The following is a 24,156-nucleotide window of genomic DNA, read 5'->3' as shown; positions in this document are numbered from 1 at the left end:
TTCACAGCCTTTTTCGATTCTTCAGGAGCACCGCACCATGCCGGAAACAACCAAGCCCCCCGTGACGCCGATCGACGGCCGCACGCGGGTCGTCGTCATCCTCGCCTACCCCACGCACCACGTGCGCACGCCTGCCTTCTTCAATGCACGCGCCGCCGCCCTGGGGCTGAACGCGGTGCTCGTGCCATGGCAGATCTCGCCAGAGCAACTGCCCGGCGCGCTGGCGGGCCTGCGCCAGGTGGAGAACCTGGCCGGCGTGATCGTCACGGTGCCGCACAAGCAACAGATGGCCCGGCTCTGCGATGAACTCGAAGGCGTCGCCGCGGACCTGGGCGTGTGCAATGTGGCGCGGCGCACGCCCGATGGCCGCTTCGTCGGCAGGATGTTCGACGGCGTGGGCTTCGTCGCGGGCATGCGCGCGGAGGGGATCGATGCGGCGGGCAAGCGAGCGCTGCTGCTGGGCGCGGGCGGCGCCGCCACCGCGGTTGCCGCCGCCTTGCTCGATGCAGGCGTCGCGCAACTGACCATCGTCAACCGCTCGCGCGACAAGGCCGACAGCCTGGTGGCGCAACTGAAGGCGAAGCGGCCCGGCGCGCCCGTCGCCTCCGCGGCGAGCCCGGCCGGCCAATGGGATCTGGTCGTCAACGGCACCTCGCTCGGCCTCAAGCCCGACGATCCCCTGCCGCTCGATCCTGCCACGCTGGGAGCGCACAGCATCGTGGCCGAAGTCATCATGCAGCCGGCACAGACGCGCTTGCTGCTCGCGGCGAAGGCGCGCGGGTGCCGCATCCATCTCGGCGAGCACATGGTGACGGCGCAGATCGACCTGCTGGTGGATTACCTGCTGGGCATGCCGGCAGGCGAGGAAAGCGTGGGAAGCGGGGAACGTGGCGCGGGATGACGGGCGGGCCGGCGTTGCATATCATATATGATGTGTTCCTGAACATTCCTTACCGAGGCAAGCTGTCATGAAAGAACTCGCGCGCGTGGAGAAGAGCAATCTGTCGTCACGCGTCTACGACCAGATTCGGTCCGCATTGATGAGCGGCAAGTACGTGCCGGGCGAGCGATTGCGCGTGGCGGAACTGGCACAGTCGCTGGGAACGAGCACCACCCCCGTGCGCGAGGCGATCTTCAGGCTGGTGAGCGAGCAGGCCCTGGAGATGACCGCGGCAACCTCGATCACCGTGCCCGAGCTCGACCCCGGCACGGTCTCGGAGATCCAGCTGATGCGCACGCTGCTCGAAGGCGCCGCCGCGGAGGCCGCCGCGCTGCGCATCACCCCGCAAGAGATCGCCCGCCTGCGCAAGACGCACGAAGCCTTTATCAAGGCCGTGTCGACCAGCCCGCGCGAAGCGGCGAGCCAGAACCGCAAGTTCCACTTCGAGCTGCTTGCCGCGGCCCACCTGCCGAACCTGTTCGCGGTCGTCGAGAGCATGTGGGTGCGGATGGGTCCCCTGCTGCATATCTTCCATACGGAACTGCAGGCCAGCCGCGAGAGCCTCGAGGAGCATCCGCACTACCGCGTGCTCGACGGCCTCGCCAGGCGCGACGCCAAGACTGCCTCGGCGGCCATTCGGGACGATATCCAGTGGGGCAAGACCGTTCTGCTCGAATGGATGGCATCGCGCGAAGAAGAGCCTGTCTGATCTCCCGGGGCGCGCACGCCCGTGCGCCCGATTTCTCGTCCCCCGCTACCCAGGTGGTGAACCGGTTGCACGGCAGGGCATCGCCGGAAGACGCAAACCCGTCCCCGCCCGCAGCCACGCGCTGATCCCGATTGGCCGCCCTTGGCCGGGCCGGCCGCCATTGTTGCCCTCCAGGCAAATATCTTCTGACTCCGGACGGGTTTTTCCCGCACGCGGGGAGGCGCGATACTCCAGCCGCGCAAGCCCTCCGGCTTGCGGCGGCAGACCCCGCCCCGCGCCAATTGCGCCGGGCATGTCGGCCATCCGCCAATATCATCAGCCGCCTGGGCAAGACCGCAGCCATGAAGACCACCCTGGACGAACTCCTCACCTTCACCATCGTGGTGGATACAGGCTCCATCACCGCGGCCGCCGAGCAACTGCAGCAGACCGTCTCCGCGGTCAGCCGCTCGCTTACACGGCTCGAAGAGAAACTGGAAACCACGCTCTTGCGGCGTACCACGCGCCGGCTGGAGCTGACCGAAGAAGGCGGGACGTTCCTGGCCCACGCGCGGCGGATACTGGAGGCCGTCGAGTCCGCCGAGGACCAGATGGCGACGCAGCGCCGCACACCGGCCGGGAAGCTGCGGATCAACGCGGCAACGCCGTTCATGCATCATGTGATCGTGCCCCTGATCGGCGGCTTCCGCGCGCGCTACCCGGAGATCGAACTGGACCTGCACACCAGCGAGCACATCATCGACCTGCTGGAGCAGCGCACGGACGTCGCCATCCGCATCGGCATGCTGCGCGATTCGACCCTGCACGCGCGCCCCCTGTGCAATAGCCGCCTGCGGCTGGTGGCAAGCCCCGCGTACCTCAAGGCACGCGGCACGCCGCGCGAGGTGGCGGCGCTCCAGGGCCACAGCCTGCTTGGCTTTACCCAGCCCGACACGCTGAACCAGTGGCCATTGCGACACGAACTCGGCGAGGCCCTGCGCATCGAACCCAGCGTGCGCGCATCCAGCGGCGAGACCTTGCTCAAGCTGGCCCTCGCCGGGGAGGGCATTGCCTGCCTGGCCGACTTTATGACCCAGGCCAGCCGGTCGCGGGGAGACCTGGTCCAGGTACTGATGCAGGACACCGTGGAGGTTCGACAGCCCATCCATGCGGTCTACTACCGCAACACCCTGCTCTCCTCGCGCATCACGGCGTTCCTCGACTACGTCGGCGCGCAGCTCGGCGATTCCGTGTCCGGCCGCGCGTGACCGCGGCCATGCCCGCGGAAATGCGCCGGCCTACTTCAGCCGGTCCATCAGCGCGGCGGCGACGGCCAGGGCCGACGCCGGGTCCTGCCCGGTGATCAGTTCGCCGTCTGTCACGACGTACGGCGCGCGCCGGTCGCCTGCGCGGCGCAAGGCGCGCCGGCGGGACGGCCCGGCGCGCCTGCGGCCAGCCTCAGTCCTGACCGCCCGCCTGGCTCACTTCGAGCAGGATCTTGCCGGCGTGCGTGCTCGACTCCATCAGCGCGTGCGCCTTGCCCGCGTCGGCAAGCGGCATGATGGCGTGGATAAGCGGCAGGCACCGGCCCTGCTCCAGCACCGGCCAGAACGCGCTGCGCAGGCCCTCGATCAGTTCGGCCTTGTTCTCAGGCGTGCGCGCCCGCAGCGTGGAGCCGGTCATGTTGAGCCGCTTCAGCATGACCGGCAGCAGGTCGATCTCCACCCGGCTGCCCTCCAGGAATGCGATCTGGACCAGCGCGCCGTCCAGCGCCAGCGCACGCAGGTTCTTCTCGATATAGCGCCCGCCGACCATGTCCAGGACCACGTCGACACCCCGGCCACCGGTCACCTCGGCCACGACGTCGTTGAAGTCCTGCTCGCGATAATTGATCAGGTGCGACGCGCCGTGCTGCCGGCAGATCGCCAGCTTCTGCGCGTTGCCGGCGGTCACCGCGACGTCGGCGCCAACCTCGCGGGCAAGCTGGATGGCGGTGATGCCGATGCCGCTGCTGCCGCCGTGAATCAGGATGGACTTGCCGGCCGAGACCAGCTTGCCGGCGAACAGGTTGGCCCAGACCGTGATGTAGTTCTCGGGCAGCGCCGCGGCCTGCTGCAGCGTCAGCCCCGCGGGCACCGGCAGGCAATGCCGCTCGTCGGCCGCGCAGAACTCGGCGTATCCGCCGCCATGGGTCAGGGCGCAGACCTTGTCGCCGACCTTCCATTTCGTCACCGCTTCGCCAACCTGCACTACCGTGCCCGAGACCTCGAGGCCCAGGTAAGGACATGCCGACGGCGGCGGGTTGTAGAGACCAAGCCGCTGCAGCACGTCGGGCCGGTTGACCCCGGCAAACGCAACCCGGATCAGGACTTCACGGGCGGCCGGCCGCGGGGCATCGGCTTGCTTCAACACTAAGGTATCCGCCCCGGTTCCGGGGCCATGGCTGATGTACTTCATCGAGACGTCCTTTGCCTTACGGCGTTCTTTGTTGGTGGTGCGCGAGACGCGTCAACGCCGGATATCCCTGCCGCTGCGAGCCAGGCGCGGCCCCGCTTCACGCCCGGACATTGACGCGAACAGAATATATCATGCATGATACTTCGGCGTGCGGCGTGCTTGCGCCGCGCTTGCGGGAACGCCTAGACTGGGACTTCCCCACGCCGTATCAATCAGGGAGCGGACCGCTTCCGCCAAAGGAGCAAGGCATGCCGATTGCCGGGATGAACCATTTCACCGTGCTGACGTCCGCGCTCGAAGACAGCGTCAGCTTCTATCGCGAGGTGCTGGGCTTCGAGACCGGCGCGCGCCCGCCGTTTGCCTTCCCCGGGGCGTGGCTGTACGCCGGCGGCGCTCCCATCGTTCATCTTGTCGTCACCGATACGATGCCCAAGCCCGCGGCCGGGGTGCTCGACCACATGGCATTCAGTGCGACCGACCTCCCCCACTTCGTGAATCATCTGCGGCGGCTGGATATTCCGTTCAGCCTCGGGCGGCAGGCCGGCTCCGGCATCTGGCAACTATTCCTGCACGATCCCAACGGCGCGCGGATCGAACTGGATTTCGATCCGCGAGAACAGCAGCCCTGACGCGGCCAGCGCTGCCCGCCGCGCAGCGTGCCCGGGCGCGCCGGTCACGCGCCGCGCGAGCGGCCCAGCGTGCCACGTACCGCCGCTTCGAACCTCGGGTCCAGCACGGCGCCGACATTGAAGCGTGACCACGGCGAGGTGGCTTCGGAGTCGACGCGGAAGACGCGCCCGGGGGCGATCATGACCTTCTGCGCGAGAAGCTGCTCGGCCAGGACCAGCGAGTCGTCCACCTGCGGCAATGCACCCCAGAGGTACAGGCTCTGCTCGGTCCGCGCGAAGATGCGCGCATCCAGCCTGTCGAACAAGGACAGGGTCCTGGCGGTAGCTTCGGCCAGGCGGGATCTCAGCCTGGTGATGTAGCGCTGGTAGTGGCCTTCGCTCAGGATCACGTCGACGGTGCGCTCGCAATACTCCGAGCTGCTCACGTGGATCAGCGCCTTGAGATCGGCAAGATCGCTGGCCAGGTCGGCGCCGCAGGCAATGAAGCCCACGCGCAGCGCCGCGGAGAAGGACTTCGAGAAGCTGCCGATATAGATTGTCCGCTCCAGCTGGTCCAGTGCCGCCAGGCGGGGCAGCGTGGTTGGCTTGAAGTCCGCCAGCGCGTCGTCTTCCACCAGCAGGAGGTTGAACCGCTGCGCGAGCTGCAGCACGCGGTAGGCCTTGGCGGCCGAGAGGTCCGATCCGGTCGGGTTGTGCGCCACGGACTGGGTGAAGAACAGGCGCGGCCGCTCCTGGACCAGCAGTTGCTCCAGGGCCTCGAGGTCGGGGCCATCGGCAAGGCGCGGCACGCCGATGATCCTGGCGCCGGCCAGCTTGAGCTTGCCGAACAAGGGATAGTAGCCGGGATCGTCGACCAGGACGGTGGCGCCCGCCGGCAGGAAGTAGCGGATCACCAGGTCGATCGCGTCATTGGCGCCATGCGTCAGCACGATCTGCCGGGGGTCGGCGCCGATGCCCAGGTCGCCCAGCTTGCGCACCAGATGGTCGCGCAGCGGACCGTACCCGAAACGGTTGCCGTACCGGAACAGCGCCCCCAGCCCCGTGCGCACGACCTTGTGGTGGTACTTGTCCAGCCGCGCCTCCGACAGCCACGCCACCGGCGGGAATCCGTCCCCGACCGCCAGCACGTCGGGACTGCTCTTCAATTGCTCGCGCATCAGCCACACGATGTCCAGCGCGCGCCGGAACGAGCCGGCCTCTTCGTCCTGCCGCGCCTTCACCGGCCTGTCGAGCACGAAGTAGCCGGCACCGCGCCGCGGCTCGACCAGCGCGCGCCCGACCAGGATCTCGAACGCGGCAACCACTGTGTTCTTGCTGTAGCGGTGCAGTTGCGCCAGCTCCCGCAGCGAGGGCAGCTTGTCGCCGACGCGGTAGGCGCCTTCGACGATCTGGCGTTCGATGGAATCCGCCAGCGTGGTGGCGATCGATGGCGATCTGGGCTTGGTCACGGGCTTGTACTCCACATTCCGGTCGGCGATTCGATATCTGGGTGGCGACAACTGTCCCGCCAAACTGTACCTTTTTGCACTGGTACAGTACACCTAGACTGTCTCCATTCCTATACCACTCACGGAGACACCGATGGTGACCGATTCCCGCCTGCCCAACTTTCGCGCCATGACGCCGGCGCAGCGCCTGCAATATATTGGGGGGGCCGCCGCCCTGACCGACGACGAAATCCGGCTGGTCGCCGAGGCAGGCGCCCTTGGCGCCGAGCGGGCCGACGGCATGATCGAAAACGTGATCGGCACGTTCGAGCTGCCCTTCGGCGTGGCCGGCTATTTCCGCATCAACGGCCGGGACGTGCTGGTGCCGATGGCGGTGGAAGAGCCGTCGGTGATTGCCGCGGCGTCCTACATGGCAAAGCTCGCCCGCGAATGCGGCGGCTTCGAGACTTCCAGCACCGGTCCGCTCATGCGGGCGCAGGTGCAGGTCCTCGGCATCACCGATCCCTACGGCGCCCGGCAGGCACTGCTCAGGCATCGGGACGCGATCCTCGAAGTGGCCAACAGCCGCGACAAGGTGCTGATCGGCCTCGGCGGCGGCTGCAAGGACATCGAGGTCCACGTCTTCCCCGACACCCCGCGGGGCGCGATGATCGTGATGCACCTGATCGTGGACGTGCGCGACGCCATGGGCGCCAATACCGTGAATACCATGGCCGAAGCCGTATCGCCGCTGGTGGAGACGATCACGGGCGGCTCCGTGCGGCTGCGCATCCTCTCCAACCTGGCCGACCTCCGGCTGGCGCGCGGCCGGGTGCGGCTGACGCCAGAGGTGCTCGCCACGAAGGAGCGCAGCGGCGCCGAGATCATCGAAGGCGTGATCGACGCCTGCACCTTCGCCGCCATCGACCCCTACCGGGCCGCCACGCACAACAAGGGGATCATGAACGGCATCGATCCCGTGATCGTGGCCACCGGCAACGACTGGCGCGCGGTCGAGGCCGGCGCCCATGCCTACGCCTGCCGCGGCGGCCGCTACACGTCCCTGACGCACTGGGAGAAAGACACGGCCGGCGCCCTGGTCGGCACGATCGAGATGCCGATGCCGGTGGGACTGGTCGGCGGCGCCACCAGGACGCATCCCCTCGCGCGCCTGGCCCTGAAGATCCTTGGCGCGCGCTCAGCCCAGGAACTGGGCGAGACCGCCGTCGCGGTGGGCCTGGCGCAAAATCTCGGCGCGCTGCGGGCGCTCGCCACCGAAGGCATCCAGCGCGGCCACATGGCCCTGCACGCACGCAATATCGCGCTGGTGGCGGGCGCGGTCGGCGCGGAGGCAGACAGCATCGCCAAGCGGATGGCCGACGAAAAAGACGTGCGCACCGACCGGGCCGTCGCGCTGCTGGCCGAACTGAGGGGCAGGTAAGCGCGCGGCAGGCGGGCCGGCATCCACCCCGATATGGCCCGATGTGGCCCGATGTGGCTCGATACGGCCCGCACCGGACCAGGGGACAAACAATAAACAGAGCTGCCAGCGACGCGCCAGCGCGCCTCGGTGCCAGCCATATTCCGGAGACAAGCCAATGAACAAACAGGAAGCGGCGCCGGCGCGGCGCCTGGTCGAAGTCTGGGGCGATACCGCCGATACCCGCCACCTTGCGTGGTCGATCGCGATCGGAGCGGTGGTCAGCCTGACCGGGTTCCTGATCGCAAGCCGCATTCTCGCCGGGCTGGTCCGATCGCCGGAACTGGCGCGCGCCTATGCCATGCTGGCCGGCCTTGCCGGTTGCCTGCTGGCGGGCGTCATCTGCGCGCTGGTGTTCCGGCCGAAACGCGAAGTGATCGAGGACGCGGCGGGCGGACCCGGCGCAGCGCACGCCCCGGCCTGGCGCGAGGAAGTGCTCGACAAGCTCGAGGAAGAAACCGGCGGCCTCGGCTCGGTCGCGGACCTGCCGCCGGCCGTGGTGCAGGAACTGAAGGAACTGCAACTCTACGAGCTCTTCGCCTCGCGCGAACGCCGCGCCACGGCCCCGCACGCCGCGCAGGACAGCACCGCGCCCGCCCGGCCCGTCAGTGCGCGTTCCACACTGGCCTGACCCCCCGCCCAAGGACATCGAAGGTTCATCATGATCGAATCCGCACTTCTTACCCACATCCTCATTGCCACCGGCATGGGACTGGCAGGCGCCATCGTCTTCGCCGCGATCGGCCTGATCTCAGGCACCGACGAGACCACCACGCTGGCACCGCTGACGCTGCTGGTCGTGCTGCTGGGCGTGCCGCCCGAGGGCGTGTTTACGTTCTTCCTTGCCGGCGCCGTCGCAAAGCACATGACCCATGCCATCCCGACCGCGCTGCTCGGCATCCCCGGCGACACCATGGCCACGCCGCTGCTGCAGGATGCCAACCACCTGCGCAACCTCGGCGTGCCACACATCGCGCTGCGCAAGATGATCTCGGGCGCCATCATCGCGGCCTTTATCGCGGTGCCGCTGGCGGTGCTGTTCGCCGTCCTGCTCGCGCCGTTCGGCGCGGCCATCACCAAGGCCGCGCCATGGATCTTCGTGGCCGCCGCGGCGGTCATCGCCTACAGCTCCGCCGGCCGGTGGGCCTCCGTCGCGACGCTGGTTCCCTTCGTCGTCGTCATCGTGGCGCTGCAGACGCTGACCGCGAAATTCGGCGTCAAGCTGAGCATCAGCTACTTCCTGGGCATCGCGATCGGCCCGCTCGTCGCCGATCTCTTCTCGGTCATCTCTCCGGTGGACCGGCCGCGCATGCAGCGCGACCGCGTGCGCACCTTCGCCCTCGCGCCCGATGTCAAGGGATGGTCCGGCTATTTCCCGAATCCGCTCAAGGTACTGGACCGCAGCCAGGTGAAATGGACCGTGGCCACGGCCACCGTGTCCAGCGCGACGTTCGTCTTCAGCCCCGTGGCCATGACGGTGGTGCTGGGAGAACTCGTGGGCGCAAGGATCAGGCACGCCTATCACCGGCTGACCACCGTGCTCAGCGCCCGCAACGGCGTGACGGAAGCCACCTACATCGCCGAGGCCCTGATTCCCCTCATCGCCTTTGGCCTGCCGCTCAGCCCTGTTGCCGCCGGCCCTGCCGCACCGCTGTTCAATGCGCCCCCGGTGTATACCGTGGATGCAGGCTCCGGCCAGACGCACAACTTGCACAACCTCCTGAGCCACGGGGAATTCCTCGGCTATGGCTTGCTCGCCGTCCTGCTCGCCGCGCTGGTGTCCTACCCGTTCGCCATGAACCATGCCCGCCGCGCCGCCCTGTTCGTCTCGCGCAAGGTGTCGCACGAAGCCATCATCGCCACCTTCGTCGGCCTGATCCTGGTGATCAGCGTGTGGGAAGGCCAGTTCCTCGGCCTGCTGGTCATCCTGACCATGGGACTGCTGGGCGGGCTGCTCTCCAGGGCGATCGGATTCAACACCGGCGTGCAGTTCATGGGCTACTACACCGCCGTGCTGACCGTGCCCGCCTTGCTCAAGCTGATCGGCTAGGACAGGGGTGAAGGGAGCGAATCCCCCTTCACTCCACCTTGATCCCTCCCTTCTTCACCACCGCGCCCCACCGGACCGACTCTTCCCTGATGAATCCCTGGAACTGCTCGGGGGTTCCTCCCACCGGGTCGATGCCGTATTCGATCAGGCGCGCCTTCACGTCGGGCTGGTGCAGCACGGCATCCATGTCGCCGGACAGTTTCGCCAGCACGTCCTTCGGCGTCTTCGCCGGCGCGATCAGGCCGATCCAGCTGCTGGCGGTCACCGCCGGATAGCCGGCCTCGGCCATGGTCGGCACGTCGGGCGCGGCGCTCCAGCGCGTCGGGCTGGTGATAGCCAGGGCCTTGAGCTTGCCGGCCTTGACCTGCGGCATCATGGTCTGCACCGAGTCGAAGATCATCGCCACCTGGCCGGAAAACAGGTCCGGCAAGGCCGGCGAGACACCCTTGTAGGGCACGTGCGTCATCTTCATGCCCACGGCCTGCGAGAACAGCTCGCCCGCGAGGTGCGCGCCCGAGCCATTGCCGCTGGAGGCGAAGGTCATCTTGTCGGGATGCGCCTTGCCCCAGCTGACGAGCTCCTTCACGCTGCCGGGCGGCAGCTGCGCGCTGGAGACCAGCAGCAGCGGGATGCGGCCGATCTGGCTCACGCCGGTCAGGTCCCTGACCGGGTCGTAGGTCATCTTGGGATACAGGCTGGGATTGATGGCGTGGGCGGCCACCACCACCAGCAGCGAGTAGCCGTCCGGCGCGGACTTGGCGACATTGTCGGAGYCGATCATGCCGTTGGCGCCGGGGCGGTTTTCCACCACCACCGGCTGGCCGATGCGTTCGGCCAGCTTCTGCATGACCAGCCGCGTCACCGCGTCGGACACGCCACCCGGGGTGTAGGGCACCACCACCCGCACGGGCTTGGCCGGGTAAGGCGCATCGGCCTGCGCCGCGCCGGAAATGCCGCAAGCCAGCGCTGCCGCGAGCAGGCAGGCTTGCAGCCACTGGCTGCGGCCCCGGTTCGTCTTCGTCTTGTTCATGTCTCCTCCGTCAGGATAGGGCCGGCGCCTTGGACATCGGGTGGCTGGCGGCCGGTGTTATGCAATGGCAGCCCCGGGTCTACGCCCAGCCCTGCGGCACCGTCAGCGGAAAATCGAGCAGCATCTGCGCATAGCTCTTGCCGAGCGGGTCCGAGCGCAGGCTGGCCACGCCGCCGCCGCCCAGCGCGCGGTGCATCAGGAAGTTGAGCGCATGCAGGCCCGGCACCTCGAAGCGCTCGACCTCGCCCTCGACCAGGTGCGCGAAGTACGCGCGCACGGCGTCGGCCGTCAGCTGTTCGCGCAGCAACGGCAGGAAATCCGGCCGGCGGGCGATCACGCCGATGTTTTCGTCGTCGCCCTTGTCGCCGCTGCGCGCGAAGGCCAGCCTGACCAGCGGCACGGTCGCGCGCGGGCCCGCGGGCATGGCCGGCGCCATCGCGGCCGACAGCGGTGCCGCGGGCGGCAGGTCACCCGCCACGGCGGCGCAGGCGAGCATCTCTGCGCTGCCGTCGAGCTCCACCCGCACCGGCACCTCCGACTTGCGCACCAGGAAGGAAAACACCTTCACCACCGGCTGGATGTCCACGCGCCCCGCGAACGACGAACGGGTGCCGGCCGCCATCGAGGTGCCGGCCGACGAGCATTCGCGCTGCAGGAAGCGCAGCGCCCTGGCCTGCGCATGGCGCGCGCCGATGCGCAGCACCACTTCGCGCGTAGGCAGCGCGCGCGCATGCGGGCCATATTGCGACTCGCAGCCGAGCAGCTCGACCACGGTCTCGGTGTAATCGGGCAAGCCGCTCTCGGCCAGCATGGCGCGCGTGCGGGCCAGCAGCGCATCGGCGGTGCGGCGAGCCTTGGCGGGCGCGTCGATGCCGCGGATGGCCATCATCAGGCTGAGCTGGTAGCCGTCCTGCCAGGTGCCGTTGGCCTTGTAGTGCGCGCCGGGCGCGCGGCCGCGCGCGCCATGCACGCGCACCTGCCCCGGCGCCAGCAGCTCCGTGCGCACCATGCGGAAATCGCAGGTGACATCCGGCATCAGGTAGTTGGCGGGATCGCCCACTTCATACAGCACCTGTTCGGCCACGGCGGCGGGATCGACCAGACCGCCGGTGCCTTCCGGCTTGGAGAGCACGAAGCTGCCGTCCTCGGCGCAGTCGATCACCGGGTAGCCGATGCGGTCCCAGTCTGGCACGCGCTGCCAGTCGGTAAACAGGCCGCCGGTGGCCTGCGCCCCGCATTCGATCACATGCCCGGCCAGCGTGCCGGCGGCCAGGCGGTCCCAGTCATGCCATTGCCAGCCGAATTCGTGCGCCAGCGCGCCGACCACCACCGCGCTGTCCACGCAGCGCCCGGCAATGACGATGTCGGCGCCCATGGCCAGCGCGCGCGCAATGCCCTGCGCGCCGGTATAGGCGTTGGCCGACAGCAGTTCCGCGGGCGGCGCCGCGCCGGTATAGAGATCGGTCAGCCCCTGGGCGCGCCAGCCCTCGAAGCTGCCCAGCACGTCATCGCCGCTCACCACGGCGACCTTGAGTGCCAGCCCCTGCTTTGCCGCGGCCCCCAGCAAGGCCGCGCGGCAAGCGTGCGGGTTGAGGCCGCCGGCGTTGGCGATCACGCGGATGCCGCGCGAGAGAATCTGGCCGAGGTGCGGCGCCATCGCGGCCTGCACGAAATCGGTGGCATAGCCCAGTGCCGGGTCCTTGGCGCGGGCGCGCGCCAGGATGGACATGGTGGTCTCGGCGAGGTAGTCGTAGACCAGGTATTGCAGGCCGGGCACGGCCAGCAGTTGCGGCGTGGCGATGGCCGAATCGCCCCAGAAGCCCGATGCGCCGCCAATCCTCACGGTGCTCACCGCGCGCGAAGTACCGAAGATCCTGCTCATGCCTTCTCCCCTGCGCCGGCTTGCGCTTCGACCCGGGCCAGCAACGCGCCGGCGCGGGCCTGCCCGCCTTCGCGCGCATGAAGCTCAGTCAGCACGCCGTCGAACGGCGCGACGATGGCGTGCTCCATCTTCATGGCCTCCAGCACCACCAGCACCTGGCCGGCCCGCACCGGCTCGCCGGCGGCGGCCTTCACCGCCACGATGCGCGCGGTCAGCGGCGCCAGCAGTTCACCGGCGCTCTCGGCGCTGCCGGGCTTGCGTTTTTTCTGGCGCGGGTCCAGCCGGGCAAAGCGCCAGGCGCGCCCGGCGCTGAACAGATGCAGGGTATCGGCCTCGCTGGCGAAGACCAGCGGCAGGGCCGCGCCATTGCATTCCACCAGCGCGCTGCCGTCGCCGGCGTCCGCCCGCAGCACGCGGGTGGCGACGCTCTGCGGCGCGCCATCGTCGCCTTCGCGCAGGGTCACTTGCCAGCCGTCGGCGGCGGCACGCACATCCACGCGCCATGATTGCGCGCCGGCCTGCAGGCCGAGGCTGAAGGCGGGCGCCACCAGGCCCGGGCGCGCCGCGGCGGCCAACAGGCCCGTGGCAGCCAGCGCCGCGCAGGCAAGCTGCGGGAGCCCGGGAGACGGCGCCCCCAACGCAGCCTGCATATGCGTATCGACGAAACCGGTATGCACGTCATTGCCGGCAAAGGCCCCGTGCGCCAGGCAATCGGCCAGGAAGCCCTGGTTGCTGGCCACGCCCAGCAGCACGGTCTGCTCGACCGCGCGCAGCAGCTTGCGGCGCGCCTCCTCGCGGGTGGCGCCATGCGCCACCAGCTTGGCCACCATCGAGTCGTAGTGGACCGGAATCTCGCCGCCCTCCTGCAGCGCGTGATCCACGCGCACGTCGTGCGCGGCGCCCGGCACGCGCCAGCGCAGCACCGGACCGCCCTGCGGCAGGAAGCCGGCGGCCACGTCTTCGGCGGTCAGCCGCACCTCGATCGCATGGCCTTGCAGCGCCACCTGCTGTTGCGTCACCGGCAGCGGCTCGCCGGCCGCCACGCGCAGCTGCCACTCGACCAGGTCGAAACCGGTGATGGCCTCGGTCACGGCATGCTCGACCTGCAGGCGCGTGTTCATCTCCATGAAATAGAAATTGCCGTCGCCGTCGAGCAGGAACTCCATGGTGCCCGCGCCCACGTAGCCGATGGCCTGGGCGGCGCGCACCGCGGCCTCGCCCATGCGCGCGCGCAGCGCCGGCGACACCGCCGGCGACGGCGCCTCTTCCACCACCTTCTGGTGGCGGCGCTGCACCGAGCAGTCACGCTCGCCGAGGTGGATCACCTTGCCCTGCGTATCGGCAAAGACCTGGATCTCCACGTGGCGCGGCGCGATCACCGCGCGCTCCAGGATCAGCTCGTCGGAACCAAAGGCGGTGCCGGCTTCGGAACGCGCGCKGGCCAGCGCGCCCGGCAAGGCCTGCGCCTCGTGCACCAGGCGCATGCCGCGCCCGCCGCCGCCGGCCGCGGCCTTCACCATCAGCGGGAAGCCGATCTGCGCCGCGGCGTGCAGCAGCGCGGCGTCGTCCTGCGCCTCGCCCTGGTAGCCGGGGATGCAGGGCATGTCGGCGGCCAGCATCAGGCGCTTGGCCTCGGCCTTGTTGCCCATGGCGCGGATGGCCGTGGCCGGGGGGCCGACGAAGACCAGGCCGGCCTGCGCCACCGCTTCGGCGAATTCGGCGTTCTCGGCCAGGAAGCCATAGCCGGGGTGCACCGCGTCCGCGCCGCTGCTGCGCGCGGCCTCGACGATGGCCGCGATGTTCAGGTACGACGCGCGCGGCGCGGCGTCGCCGATACGCACGGCGCGGTCGGCGAACGCGACGTGCGGGCTGTGGCGGTCGGCCTCGGAGTACACCGCCACGGTGGCGAAGCCCAGGCGGCGCGCCGTGCGCATGATGCGCATGGCGATCTCGCCGCGGTTGGCGACGAGCAGGGTATGGAAGGGTCGGCTGGTAGCGGGCATGGTGCGGTCTGGAATGCGGAAAATCGGTATGGATGGATGGGCGGGCGCGCTCAGCCCTGCGTGGCCTGGGCAGCGCGCACGGCGGCGGCATCGAAGCGCACCACCCAGGCGGCGTCGCGCTTCTCGCGGAAGGCCTGGATGCCCTCCGCGCCTTCGCTGCGCATGCATTGCGCGAACAGCTTGGAGGCCTCGTCGAGCAGCTCGCCCTGCGGCAGTTGCGCGGTGCGCGCCACCAGCGGCTTGAAGGCGCGGTTGGCCTGCGGGCCGCAGCGGCAGATGCGCGTGAGCCACTCGGCCAGCAGCGCGTCGAGCCCCGCGCCGTCTTCGGCAAGCCCGTCGACGAGGCCCAGCGCCACCGCCGCGTCGCCGCTCACGCGTTCGCCCGACAAGCCAAGGCGCCGCGTGGCCGCCGCGCCGACCCGCGCCACCACGAAGGGCGCGATCTGCGCGGCAATGATGCCCAGCGATGTCTCGGACAAGGCAAAGCGCGCGTCGCGCGTGGCCAGCACGATATCGGCGGCGCAGGCCAGGCCCATGCCGCCACCCATGGCCGCGCCTTCCACCGCCGCCACCACCGGCACCGGCAGCGCGGCCAGGCGCTGCATGAAATAGCCAAACTCGCGGTTGCGGCTGGCCACCGGATCATCGGTGCCATGGTCCGCATCGAGGCGCGCGCGGAAATTGCCCACGTTGCCGCCCGCGCAGAAGAAACCGCCCGCGCCGCGCAGCACCAGGGCGCGCACCGCGATACCGGATCGGGCATCGGCTTCGGCGCGCGCCAGCGCGGCCTCCAGCGCGGCCACCACCTCGGGCGCGAGGGCGTTGCGCGTGGACGGCACGTTGAGGGTGACGAACAGCACGCCCTGGACTTCGCGCACGATCACGGCTGGCGCGGCGTGGCTGGACTGGGCGGCTTCGGACTGGATGGCTTGGTTCATGGCAGGGTCGGTCAGCGTCTGGATTGGTGGCACGGCAGGCAACGGCGCGGCGCTCAGCCCTTGGACATGATGCCCATCTGCTTGGCGATCACGGTGAGCATCACCTCGTCGGCGCCGCCGCCGATGGAGCCCAGGCGGAAGTCGCGATAGGCGCGCGATGCATGGTTGTCCCAGGTGTAGCCCATGCCGCCCTGGAACTGCATGCACCAGTCCGCCACCTCGCGCGACAGGCGGCCGGCCTTGAGCTTGGCCATGGACGCCAGCTCGACCACGTCGCCGCCGTCGATATAGGTGCGCGTGGCCATGTAGACCAGGGCGCGCAGCGCTTCCATCTCGGTCTTCAGTTCGGCCAGCTTGAACTGGATGAACTGGTTGTCCAGCAGCGGCTTGCCGAAGGCGATGCGCTGGCGCAGGTAGTCGGCGGTCTCCTCGATCAGCGCGGTGCAGGCCAGGCGGCGCGCGGCGCCGTTCAGGCGTTCTTCCTGGAACTGCTTCATCTGGTAGATGAAGCCCATGCCTTCCTCGCCGATGCGGTTGCGCACCGGCACGCGCACTTCGTCGAAGAAGATCTGCGCGGTGTCGGAGCACCACATGCCGAACTTCTTGATCTTCTGCACTTCCACGCCCGGCGTGCGCTTGCCGCCCTGCTTGAGCGGCACCACGATCAGCGACTTGTTCTTGTGCACCGGGCCGTCGGAGGTATTGCACAGCAGGCAGATCCAGTCGGCCTGCGTGCCGTTGGTGATCCACATCTTGGAGCCGCTGATGACATAGTCATCGCCATCGCGGCGCGCGCGCGTCTTGAGCGAAGCCACGTCCGAGCCGGCGCCCGCCTCGGACACGCCGATCGCCGCCACCATCTCGCCGGCGATGGCCGGCGCCAGGAACTCGCGCTTGAGCGCGTCCGAACCGAATGCCGTCAGGGCCGGCGTGGCCATGTCGGTCTGCACGCCCACCGCCATGCCCACGCCCTGCGCGTTGACGTAGCCGAAGGCCTCGGCCGCCGCCACCGCATACGAGAAATCGAGGCCAAGGCCGCCGTACTCCACCGGCTTGGTGATGCCGAGAAAGCCGAGTTCGCCCATCTTCTTGAACAAGGCATGCGCTGGGAAGATCTCCGCGGCCTCCCATTCGTCCACGAAGGGGTTGATCTCCGCCGCCACGAAGCGGCGGATGCTGTCCATGATGTTGCGATGGTCTTCGGTGTAGAGCATGTCCTTGTCTCCTTGCTTGTTCTTTGCCGGCGCAAACGCTTGACGCGTCCGCACCGGGGTCAATTCAATCTGCGCAGGTGCGCCAAACCGTCCGGCGTGCCCGCTGGTTGTCAGTCGTCACGCCCGCCCCCCAATCGGCAGTCGGGAGCAAACCATGGGTACGCGCCGGCCCTCAGAAACGCGCCACGCCGAACTGCATGGCACGCGGCGCGCGCGCCGCCGCCTCGCGCGCCGTGGCCAGCACGAAGGCCAGCACCGCGCGCGTGTCGCGCGGATCGATCACGCCATCGTCGAGCAGCAGCCCGCTGGTGATGAAGGCGCTGGCCTGGCGCTCGAAGTTCGCCACGATCTCGCCGGTCTGCTGGGCGAGCCTGGCCTCGTCCACCGCCACGCCCTTGCGCTCGGCCTGCTGGCGGGCGACGATCTCCAGCGTCATGGCGGCCTGCTCGCCGCCCATCACCGCGGTGCGCGCATTGGGCCACGAGAAGCAGAAGCGCGGGCGGAAGCCGCGGCCGCACATGCCGAAGTTGCCGGCGCCGAACGACGCGCCGCAGTAGATGGTGACCTGCGGCACGGTGGAATTGGACAGCGCCTGGATCATCTTGGCGCCGTGCTTGATCATGCCCGCTTCTTCCGAGGCGCGGCCGACGATAAAGCCGGTGGTGTTCTGCAGGAACACGATGGGCGTGCCGCTCTGGTTGCACAGCTGGATGAACTGCGCCGCCTTGGTCGCGCCGGCGGGGTCGATCGGGCCGTTGTTGCTGATGAAGCCCACCGCGTGGCCGTCGATGCGGCCGCGCCCGCACACCGTGGACAGGCCGTAGTCGGGCTTGAACGCCAGCCAGGCGGAATCGTCGGTGATGCGGCCGATGATCTCCAGCATGTCCACCGGCTTCTTCACGTCCAGCGTCATGACCGCGTCCAGCTCGCGCGCATCCAGGCGCGGCGGCTGCACCGGCTGCGGCAGCGCGGGCGCCACGGCGGGCCAGTCCAGGCTGGACACGATGTCGCGTGCCAGCGCGATGGCGTGCTCGTCGTCCTCGGCCAGGTACTCTGCCAGGCCGCTGACGGTGGCGTGCAGGTCGGCGCCGCCCAGTTCCTCGTCGGTGGCGATCTCGCCGGTGGCGGCCTTGAGCAGCGGCGGGCCGGCCAGGAAGGCGCGGGCACGGCCGCGCACCATCACCACGTAGTCGGACAGGCCCGGCATGTAGGCGCCGCCGGCGGTGGACGAGCCGTGCACCACGGTGATCACAGGCAGGCCGGCGGCGGACAGCCGCGCCAGGTTGTAGAAGATGCCGCCGCCGCGCACGAACTTGTCGACGCGGTACTTGCGCAGGTTGGCGCCGGCCGATTCCACCAGGTGGATGAACGGCAGGCGGTTCTCCAGCGCGATCTCCTGGCAGCGCATCAGCTTGAGGTTGCCGCCTTCGGTCATGGCGCCGGCATCGATGCCGGAATCGGTCGCCACCACCATGGCGCGCACCCCGCACACGAAACCGATGCCGGCCACCAGCGAGCCGCCGGGGATGGAGGTGTCGGGATCGGGATCGTCCATGCCGTAGCCGGCCAGGTTGGCGATCGGCAGGAAGGCGCTGGCCGGGTCCAGCAGGCGGGCCAGCCGCTCGCGCGGCAGCAACGCGCCGCGCCTGGCAAAGGACGGGCGGGCGCGCTCGGAAGCGGCGGCGGCGCGCTGCTCCAGCGTGCGCAGGCGCTCGATCAGGGCTTGCATGCCGCTGCGCTGGCTGGCGAAGGCGGGACTGGCGGGATCGATCCGGGACTCGATGGGAAGCATGGCGCTCGGCAAGGGACTAGGAATGTATCGATTGCAAACCAGGCGCCGGTGCGAGACAAGCGCAATCCCTCCGTTTGTGCATAATGTGCACAAATCCGTCTTTGAGACACGCCCCCGATGCCGACCCCTGCCGCCCGTCACCCCGCGCCGTCCCCCGTGGCCGCTCCGCAGCCCGCGCCCATGCCCGGCGTACAGAGCCTGGACCGCGCGTTTACCCTGTTGTGCCTGCTGGCCGAGCAGCATGAAACCGGCCTCACGCTGGCGCAGCTGGTGGCGCAGACCGGCATCGACCGCACCACGGCCCACCGCATGCTGCGCTACCTGCTGCACGCCGGCTTTGCCAGCCAGGACGAACAGGGCAAGCGCTTTCGCCTCGGCATGGCGGCCATGGCGCTGGGCCTGCGCACCATGAACCGCTCGCCGCTGGCCAGCGCCTGCGCCACGCGCATGAAGGCGCTGGCGCGCCGCACCGGCGACACCGTCTTCCTGATCGTGCGCATCGGCGACCACGGCTACTGCATGCATGCCGAGGAAGGCAGCCACCGCGTGCAGCACTTCCACCTGCTCGCCGGCAGCACCCGCCTGCTGGGCCAGGGTACCGCCAGCATGGCGCTGCTGGCCAAGCTGGCCGACGAGGAAATCGTCGCGCACTACGAGCGCCACCGCGCCGAGTACGAATCCAGCGGCCTGAGCCTGCTCAAGCTGCAGCGCGGCGTGGAGCGCAGCCGCAAGCTCGGCTATGCGCTGGCGGGCGCCGGCGGCGTGGCGGGGGTGGGCTACGCCTTCGCGCTGCCGCTGGCCGGCGAGGCCGCGATCAGCATCGTCTCCACGGCCTCGCGCATGCCGGTGGCGCGGCGCCGCGAGATCGGCGAGATGATCCGCGAGGCATTCGGCTCGCCCGCCTGAGACGCACCCGGCGCGCCGCCCCGCGCGCGAGGTGGCGAAGCGCGCTTCGCGCCGGCGTCCCTGCGCAGGTGTCCCGGCGAAGCCACATTCGCAGCCCGCCCGTGGCCGCGAATCGCAAACCCCTTTCTTTTCAAAGACTTGGCTCCTGGCGCCGAGGTGGCACGCTCGATGCGAACAGCTTGTCACGCGAGTGCCGCTGCTCGCCAACCTCTGCTGAAAGGAGCTGCAAATGCACGATATCGGGAGCGCCAGGCCGGGCGGTTGGGGGACCGGCTACAACGAGTTCGAACACGAGCTTTCCGGGGAAACGGCCGGCGAGTTCGGCCATGAGCAGGAAGGCGCGTTCGGCCACGAGTTCGAGACTGAATTCGAGCAGGGCGAAAGCGAGTTCGAGAACGAGTTCGAGACCGAAGTCTCCGGCGAGATGCAGGAGATGGAGCTTGCCGCGGAACTGCTCGCGGTCAACAGCGAACAGGAGATGGAGCAGTTCCTCGGCGGGCTGATCAAGTCGGTGGGCCGCGTCGCGACCAACTTCGCCAAGTCGTCGGCGGGCAAGGCGCTCGGCGGCATCCTGCGCTCGGCGGCAAAGTCCGCGCTGCCCATCGTCGGCAGCGCGCTGGGCAATCTCGTGCTGCCCGGCGCCGGCGGACTGATCGGCGGCAAGCTGGCCGGCATGGCCGGCAGCGCGCTCGGGCTCGAGCTCGAAGGCCTCAGCAATGAAGACCGCGAGTTCGAGGTGGCGCGCCGGCTGGTGCGCATCGGCCAGCACGCGGCACACCATCTGAGCAGCATGCCGCGCAATGTGCCGCCGGCCCGCGCGGCGCGCATCGCCTTCCTGCGCGGGGCACGCCAGGTGGCGCCCGGCCTGCTGCCGGCCATGCGCGCGATCTCCCAGGGTGGCATCGCCGGTGCGCGGCAACTGCCCATGCCGATCTTCGGCGCCCCTGCCGCCGCACCACGCGCGATGCAGCCGGCCTTCATGGGCGGGCAACCGGCCTTCGCCGGCGGGCAACCCGACTACGCCGGCGCGGGCGCCGCCTATGCGCCGGCGCCGCCCATGCGGCCCATGCCTGGCGGCTACCCCACCCCCGGCCCCGCATGCCCGACCTGCGGCGCGGGGCCGGCCCACGTCCATGTGGCGCAGGGCGGCACGTGGCGGCGCTCGCGCAACGGCCACGCCATCATCCTCTACCTCGCGCCGCGCCGGCAACCGTACTGAGCCCGGGAGCATTGCGATGAACGCCTGCGTCCAAGCCCTGCGGCTGCTCGAACAGGAAGTGCTCGGCATCCGCGCACGCCTGGACGCGCAACTGCCCTACGCCCTGCAGATGCCGATGGTGCCCGCGGCCAACGTCAGCGACGAGGCGATGGGCGCCATCGAGCGGCACATGCAGGCCGCGCGCAAGCAGTTGCGCGTGCGCATCGCACGTTTTCTCGCTTACCTGCGGCACGCCCGCGCCACGCCGCGCGACGTGGCACAGGCGCAGCAGCGCTATGCCATGCTGAAGCTGTACTTCCACGCCGCGCTGACGCACTTCGAGATCTTCGCCGAGGTGCTCACCCAGCGCAGCCAGCATGGCACCGGGGTATGGCTCTCGGGGCTCGACGTTGCCGCGCAGGACGGCTTGCGCCAGCCCGGCGTGCCGATGGCGCTGCCGCCCGTGATCTGCTACGTCGAGCGTGGCCACGGCGGCGCGATCCGGCGCGCGCGCACGCGCCTGCCCGGCGGCGGCGCGAACCCGGTGGCGGTCATCCGCATGCCGCGCGAGCGCATGGTCGGGACCGGCGTGGCGGCGTCGCTGTTCCACGAGGTAGGCCACCAGGCGGCTGCGCTGCTCGACCTGGTGAACGGCTACCGGCGCGCTTCCGCGGCACGTTTCGGCCATGCGCAGGCGCACTCCGTCTGGCGTGTGTGGGAGCGCTGGATCAGCGAGATCATGGCCGACCTGTGGGCCGTGTCGCGCGTAGGCATCGCCGCCACCTGCGGGCTGATGAGCGTGGTGAGCCTGCCGCGCGCGTTCGTGCTGCGCATCAACCTGGACGATCCGCATCCGGCGCCGTGGATCCGCGTCAAGCTGTCCATCGCGATGGGCAACGCGCTCTATCCGCATCCGCAGTGGGCAGCGCTGGCGCAGCTGTGGGAACGGCTGTATCCCCGCTGGCAGATGAGCGCGAGCCAGCGCAGCGCGTTCGACGAACTCGACCGCGCCATCCCGGCCTTCCTTGCCATGCTGCTGTCGCTGCGCCCGCCGCTGCTCGCCGGGCGCACGCTCGGCGCGGCACTGCGCCTGCCCGACCGCCACCCGCACACCCTGCTGCGGCTCTGGCACACGGTGAAGGCACGGCCCCAGCAGTTCCTCGCGGACACCCCCACGCTGGCCTTCGCCGTGCTCGGGCAGGCGCGCTACAGCGGACTGCTGCCGGCCAGGCAGGAACTGTTCGTGATCTCGGAGCTGCTGCAGCGCTGGGCGCTCGCGGGCTATCTGCCGTGGCGCGCGGGGAGTCCACAGTTGAGTGTGGTGTTGAACCAGCGGCAGCCGGTCCGGCCACAGGCCGGCGCGGCGGCGCCCTTTGGCATGTACGCCTGAAGTCTGTGCAGTCTGTGAAGTCTGATGGAGAAGGATGATGACGACGATCGAGAAGATGACTTTCAGCGCTCCGCTGGACCTGGGCGGCGGGTACGTGGAAGACGGCCAGTTCTTCGTGGCGCGCAATCCGGCCTCGCTTATCGAGGAGGGCGGATGGATGCATGCGGTGCAATGCGCGGCGAGGATCAAGAGCGGAGACAAGTATGCGGACATCCCCAAGGAAGGGCTGCAATTTGCCTCGCGGGAGGCGCCTGAGGCCATCCTGACGATCCAGCCGAAGGAAATCTCGGGCCGGGTCGGCGATGAGAAAGCCATGAAGAAGGCGGTCTCCGAAGTACGCAAGATATTCACCCAGTTGCTGGCACTGCCGGATGACTCGCGGGACGTCATGATCCTGGAGATCGTCAGCTGTCTCATGCTCCAGAAGGAAGCGCAGATCAGCGGCAAGATCGTATTTCCGTCCCGCGCCGATCCCAATGCCAACCCGGGGGTCCCGGCGAACCCTGGCACGGGCACAGGCACGGGCACGGGGGGCCAGGTCACCGGCTTCCACCCCCTGCCCGACCTCATCACCGAGCGTTCCGGCCCGCTCGCGCGCGACAGCTACGGCCACCCCACCCCGGTCACCCTGCAGCGGACCACCCGGACGCTGACCGGCGACGTCGCGCTGTGGCTGCTGATCAAGCTCAATGCCGACATGCTGAGCTGGGACAACTACATCAACCAGATGGACCGCCTGTTCTTCCCGGGCGATTTCACCGACGGCATGGCCGGCACCGCCGCGCCGATGTATGCCGCGGCCGCCCAGCTCAGCCGCCGCCGCTTCCTGCCGTTTACCGATACCGACGCCTACCGCGCCCTCAAGGTCGCCACCGAAGCGTTTATCGTGACATGGGGCGCGGTCGTGCCCAAGCCGCTCGACGCGGCCCTCCTGAGCGAGCTGCTGAGCGCGGACTCGGCCGCCATCGCGCTGGCCAACGACCGGCTCGGCCTGCGCCTCAACCAGCTCGCGGTGGAGGGCCTGGTCGCCAAGTATTTCGGCGACGCCAGCGTGCCGCCATCGCTGCCCTACCTGCAACGGGTGGCGATCGCCATGCAGGGCACCGACGCGGCCGGCGTGATCCAGGGCATGCTCGAGGACGAGGCCGGCAAGGTAGGCGACGACGTGCCCGACCCCAACGGCGCGTGCGGCAACAATTGCCTGTGGCTGCGCCACTGGAACCGCAATATCTCCGCCAAGCTGGCCCAGCCCCCGCTGATCGAGCTGATCTGGAGCTACTGGATGGAGGAGCTGCAACTGGTGCAGACCATGAACGCGATCTCGCGGCGCTTCCAGAACATCTCGGTCGGCCAGCACGACCCGCTGGCCCAGCTCGAGCTCGATCCGCTGCGCCCGCTCAACAACATGATCTGGGGCTGGGTCCAGGACGAGCAGCACCGCCTGCCGATCGAGCGCCGCGCGGCCGAGTACATGCACGAGTACGGCTTCCGCCTGATCGGCAAGGCCGTGCCGCAGATGCAGCCGGCCGACACGCGCAGCAAGTTCCTCGCCGCCTTCCATACGCTGCTCAACCTGTGCGTGCCGTTCTTCCGCCAGGCCGACGACACCACGGTGGTGCCCGACGGCTTCCCGCTGCTCAATGCCTTGCGCGAGGTCCACCTGATCCTGTCCGAAGGCGCGCACAACCAGTTCCGCGACCTGCCCACCACGGCGCGCGTGGAGATGATGATGCAGCAGTGGATGCTGGCGCGCACCGAGTTCCGCGAGTTCCTGCCGCGCCGCTCGATGATCGCGTACCCGGAGCCGTGGATGCATTCGGTGGAGAGCATGCGCAAGCTGCAGGGCTGGGGCGACACCAATACCTACCAGTTCTGGCAGCTGGCCACCACCGGCGAGCAGATCGTGTCGTCGATCCGCTGGAGCGACTGGAACTCGGTCAACGACCCGTCCAACGCGGCGAACTGGGCGGCATTCTTCCGGCCCGAGATCCAGACCTACATCCACTCCTATCGCGCGGTGACCGGCATCGACGTCGGCGCAGAGCCGGTCGACGTGCAGGTGCCGGGCATGCACCTGCTGCGCCGCCTGCGCGAGCAAAAGGGCATCAAGGTGGCCTGAGCGACAGGATGCG

At 69.4% G+C, this 24,156-nt stretch carries 19 protein-coding genes; 11 read left to right on the top strand and 8 right to left on the bottom strand.

What is annotated here, in order from left to right; all coding sequences use genetic code 11:
- The first annotated feature begins 37 nt into the window (after positions 1-37).
- The 3 genes from AB4Z48_RS12455 to AB4Z48_RS12445 all read left to right on the top strand — a co-directional run bounded on the left by AB4Z48_RS12455 (position 38) and on the right by AB4Z48_RS12445 (position 2,896).
- Positions 38-901 (top strand): shikimate dehydrogenase family protein, encoded by an 864-nt coding sequence (locus AB4Z48_RS12455; RefSeq protein ID WP_441614243.1) that lies wholly within the window; start codon positions 38-40, stop codon positions 899-901.
- A gap of 67 nt (positions 902-968) precedes the next feature.
- Entirely contained in the window at positions 969-1,649 is a 681-nt protein-coding gene (locus AB4Z48_RS12450; RefSeq protein ID WP_441614242.1) for a GntR family transcriptional regulator, read from the top strand.
- Positions 1,650-1,990: 341 nt separating this feature from the next.
- Positions 1,991-2,896: a LysR substrate-binding domain-containing protein gene (locus AB4Z48_RS12445; protein ID WP_441614241.1), complete on the top strand. Its 906-nt coding sequence runs from the start codon at positions 1,991-1,993 to the stop codon at positions 2,894-2,896.
- Positions 2,897-3,086: 190 nt separating this feature from the next.
- On the opposite strand, the gene AB4Z48_RS12440 is transcribed toward AB4Z48_RS12445, so the two are convergent.
- Positions 3,087-4,085 (bottom strand): NAD(P)H-quinone oxidoreductase, encoded by a 999-nt coding sequence (locus tag AB4Z48_RS12440; RefSeq protein ID WP_441614240.1) that lies wholly within the window; start codon positions 4,083-4,085, stop codon positions 3,087-3,089.
- Between the two features lie 248 nt (positions 4,086-4,333).
- On the opposite strand from AB4Z48_RS12440, the gene AB4Z48_RS12435 reads away from it, so the two are divergent.
- Positions 4,334-4,714, top strand: coding sequence for a VOC family protein (locus tag AB4Z48_RS12435; RefSeq protein WP_441614239.1), 381 nt, complete (start codon positions 4,334-4,336; stop codon positions 4,712-4,714).
- A 44-nt stretch (positions 4,715-4,758) separates the two neighbouring features.
- Here AB4Z48_RS12435 and AB4Z48_RS12430 read toward each other — a convergent pair whose 3' ends face one another.
- Positions 4,759-6,162, bottom strand: coding sequence for an aminotransferase-like domain-containing protein (locus AB4Z48_RS12430; RefSeq protein ID WP_441614238.1), 1,404 nt, complete (start codon positions 6,160-6,162; stop codon positions 4,759-4,761).
- Positions 6,163-6,295: 133 nt separating this feature from the next.
- Between AB4Z48_RS12430 and AB4Z48_RS12425 the strand changes: the two genes are divergently transcribed.
- From AB4Z48_RS12425 to AB4Z48_RS12415, 3 genes are all read left to right on the top strand, one after another.
- The gene (locus AB4Z48_RS12425) at positions 6,296-7,582 is read left to right on the top strand and encodes a hydroxymethylglutaryl-CoA reductase, degradative (protein ID WP_441614237.1); all 1,287 of its coding nucleotides are present in this window, start codon (positions 6,296-6,298) and stop codon (positions 7,580-7,582) included.
- 157 nt (positions 7,583-7,739) lie between these two features.
- The gene (locus AB4Z48_RS12420) at positions 7,740-8,252 is read left to right on the top strand and encodes a hypothetical protein (protein WP_441614236.1); all 513 of its coding nucleotides are present in this window, start codon (positions 7,740-7,742) and stop codon (positions 8,250-8,252) included.
- Positions 8,253-8,282: 30 nt separating this feature from the next.
- Positions 8,283-9,671: a tripartite tricarboxylate transporter permease gene (locus AB4Z48_RS12415; RefSeq protein ID WP_441614235.1), complete on the top strand. Its 1,389-nt coding sequence runs from the start codon at positions 8,283-8,285 to the stop codon at positions 9,669-9,671.
- A gap of 28 nt (positions 9,672-9,699) precedes the next feature.
- Here AB4Z48_RS12415 and AB4Z48_RS12410 read toward each other — a convergent pair whose 3' ends face one another.
- The 6 genes from AB4Z48_RS12410 to AB4Z48_RS12385 all read right to left on the bottom strand — a co-directional run bounded on the left by AB4Z48_RS12410 (position 9,700) and on the right by AB4Z48_RS12385 (position 18,530).
- A complete protein-coding gene (locus AB4Z48_RS12410; RefSeq protein WP_441614234.1) occupies positions 9,700-10,701 on the bottom strand; it encodes a tripartite tricarboxylate transporter substrate binding protein in 1,002 nt (333 codons plus the stop codon).
- A gap of 79 nt (positions 10,702-10,780) precedes the next feature.
- Positions 10,781-12,583: an acyclic terpene utilization AtuA family protein gene (locus tag AB4Z48_RS12405; protein ID WP_441614233.1), complete on the bottom strand. Its 1,803-nt coding sequence runs from the start codon at positions 12,581-12,583 to the stop codon at positions 10,781-10,783.
- Complete coding sequence (locus tag AB4Z48_RS12400) at positions 12,580-14,586, bottom strand: acetyl/propionyl/methylcrotonyl-CoA carboxylase subunit alpha (protein ID WP_441614232.1); 2,007 nt, start codon at positions 14,584-14,586, stop codon at positions 12,580-12,582. Before AB4Z48_RS12400 ends, AB4Z48_RS12405 begins: the two co-directional genes overlap by 4 nt.
- 50 nt (positions 14,587-14,636) lie before the next feature.
- Positions 14,637-15,524: an enoyl-CoA hydratase/isomerase family protein gene (locus tag AB4Z48_RS12395; RefSeq protein WP_441614231.1), complete on the bottom strand. Its 888-nt coding sequence runs from the start codon at positions 15,522-15,524 to the stop codon at positions 14,637-14,639.
- A 53-nt stretch (positions 15,525-15,577) separates the two neighbouring features.
- A complete protein-coding gene (locus AB4Z48_RS12390; protein ID WP_441614230.1) occupies positions 15,578-16,738 on the bottom strand; it encodes an acyl-CoA dehydrogenase family protein in 1,161 nt (386 codons plus the stop codon).
- A 172-nt stretch (positions 16,739-16,910) separates the two neighbouring features.
- The gene (locus tag AB4Z48_RS12385) at positions 16,911-18,530 is read right to left on the bottom strand and encodes an acyl-CoA carboxylase subunit beta (protein ID WP_441614229.1); all 1,620 of its coding nucleotides are present in this window, start codon (positions 18,528-18,530) and stop codon (positions 16,911-16,913) included.
- 180 nt (positions 18,531-18,710) lie between these two features.
- Here AB4Z48_RS12385 and AB4Z48_RS12380 point away from each other — a divergent pair, with 180 nt between their 5' ends.
- From AB4Z48_RS12380 to AB4Z48_RS12365, 4 genes are all read left to right on the top strand, one after another.
- The gene (locus AB4Z48_RS12380) at positions 18,711-19,436 is read left to right on the top strand and encodes an IclR family transcriptional regulator (protein WP_441614228.1); all 726 of its coding nucleotides are present in this window, start codon (positions 18,711-18,713) and stop codon (positions 19,434-19,436) included.
- Positions 19,437-19,665: 229 nt separating this feature from the next.
- Positions 19,666-20,655: a hypothetical protein gene (locus tag AB4Z48_RS12375; RefSeq protein ID WP_441614227.1), complete on the top strand. Its 990-nt coding sequence runs from the start codon at positions 19,666-19,668 to the stop codon at positions 20,653-20,655.
- A 16-nt stretch (positions 20,656-20,671) separates the two neighbouring features.
- Positions 20,672-22,024: a hypothetical protein gene (locus AB4Z48_RS12370; protein ID WP_441614226.1), complete on the top strand. Its 1,353-nt coding sequence runs from the start codon at positions 20,672-20,674 to the stop codon at positions 22,022-22,024.
- Positions 22,025-22,058: 34 nt separating this feature from the next.
- Positions 22,059-24,143: an 8-amino-7-oxononanoate synthase gene (locus AB4Z48_RS12365; RefSeq protein WP_441614225.1), complete on the top strand. Its 2,085-nt coding sequence runs from the start codon at positions 22,059-22,061 to the stop codon at positions 24,141-24,143.
- Positions 24,144-24,156: the final 13 nt, after the last annotated feature.

The sequence above is a fragment of the Cupriavidus sp. 2TAF22 genome (genome assembly GCF_052115045.1).
Classification (GTDB): Bacteria; Pseudomonadota; Gammaproteobacteria; order Burkholderiales; family Burkholderiaceae; genus Cupriavidus.
This window is presented reverse-complemented; position numbering and strand designations above follow the sequence as displayed.

What these genes read in the sequence shown, in the direction of transcription:
- AB4Z48_RS12390 (WP_441614230.1), bottom strand. Translation starts at nt 16,738, where the DNA reads ATGCTCTACACCGAAGACCATCGCAACATCATGGACAGCATCCGCCGC.
- AB4Z48_RS12420 (WP_441614236.1), top strand. Translation starts at nt 7,740, where the DNA reads ATGAACAAACAGGAAGCGGCGCCGGCGCGGCGCCTGGTCGAAGTCTGG.
- AB4Z48_RS12425 (WP_441614237.1), top strand. Translation starts at nt 6,296, where the DNA reads ATGGTGACCGATTCCCGCCTGCCCAACTTTCGCGCCATGACGCCGGCG.
- AB4Z48_RS12405 (WP_441614233.1), bottom strand. Translation starts at nt 12,583, where the DNA reads ATGAGCAGGATCTTCGGTACTTCGCGCGCGGTGAGCACCGTGAGGATT.
- AB4Z48_RS12395 (WP_441614231.1), bottom strand. Translation starts at nt 15,524, where the DNA reads ATGAACCAAGCCATCCAGTCCGAAGCCGCCCAGTCCAGCCACGCCGCG.
- AB4Z48_RS12415 (WP_441614235.1), top strand. Translation starts at nt 8,283, where the DNA reads ATGATCGAATCCGCACTTCTTACCCACATCCTCATTGCCACCGGCATG.
- AB4Z48_RS12435 (WP_441614239.1), top strand. Translation starts at nt 4,334, where the DNA reads ATGCCGATTGCCGGGATGAACCATTTCACCGTGCTGACGTCCGCGCTC.
- AB4Z48_RS12375 (WP_441614227.1), top strand. Translation starts at nt 19,666, where the DNA reads ATGCACGATATCGGGAGCGCCAGGCCGGGCGGTTGGGGGACCGGCTAC.
- AB4Z48_RS12385 (WP_441614229.1), bottom strand. Translation starts at nt 18,530, where the DNA reads ATGCTTCCCATCGAGTCCCGGATCGATCCCGCCAGTCCCGCCTTCGCC.
- AB4Z48_RS12455 (WP_441614243.1), top strand. Translation starts at nt 38, where the DNA reads ATGCCGGAAACAACCAAGCCCCCCGTGACGCCGATCGACGGCCGCACG.
- AB4Z48_RS12450 (WP_441614242.1), top strand. Translation starts at nt 969, where the DNA reads ATGAAAGAACTCGCGCGCGTGGAGAAGAGCAATCTGTCGTCACGCGTC.
- AB4Z48_RS12380 (WP_441614228.1), top strand. Translation starts at nt 18,711, where the DNA reads ATGCCCGGCGTACAGAGCCTGGACCGCGCGTTTACCCTGTTGTGCCTG.
- AB4Z48_RS12370 (WP_441614226.1), top strand. Translation starts at nt 20,672, where the DNA reads ATGAACGCCTGCGTCCAAGCCCTGCGGCTGCTCGAACAGGAAGTGCTC.
- AB4Z48_RS12440 (WP_441614240.1), bottom strand. Translation starts at nt 4,085, where the DNA reads ATGAAGTACATCAGCCATGGCCCCGGAACCGGGGCGGATACCTTAGTG.
- AB4Z48_RS12365 (WP_441614225.1), top strand. Translation starts at nt 22,059, where the DNA reads ATGATGACGACGATCGAGAAGATGACTTTCAGCGCTCCGCTGGACCTG.
- AB4Z48_RS12445 (WP_441614241.1), top strand. Translation starts at nt 1,991, where the DNA reads ATGAAGACCACCCTGGACGAACTCCTCACCTTCACCATCGTGGTGGAT.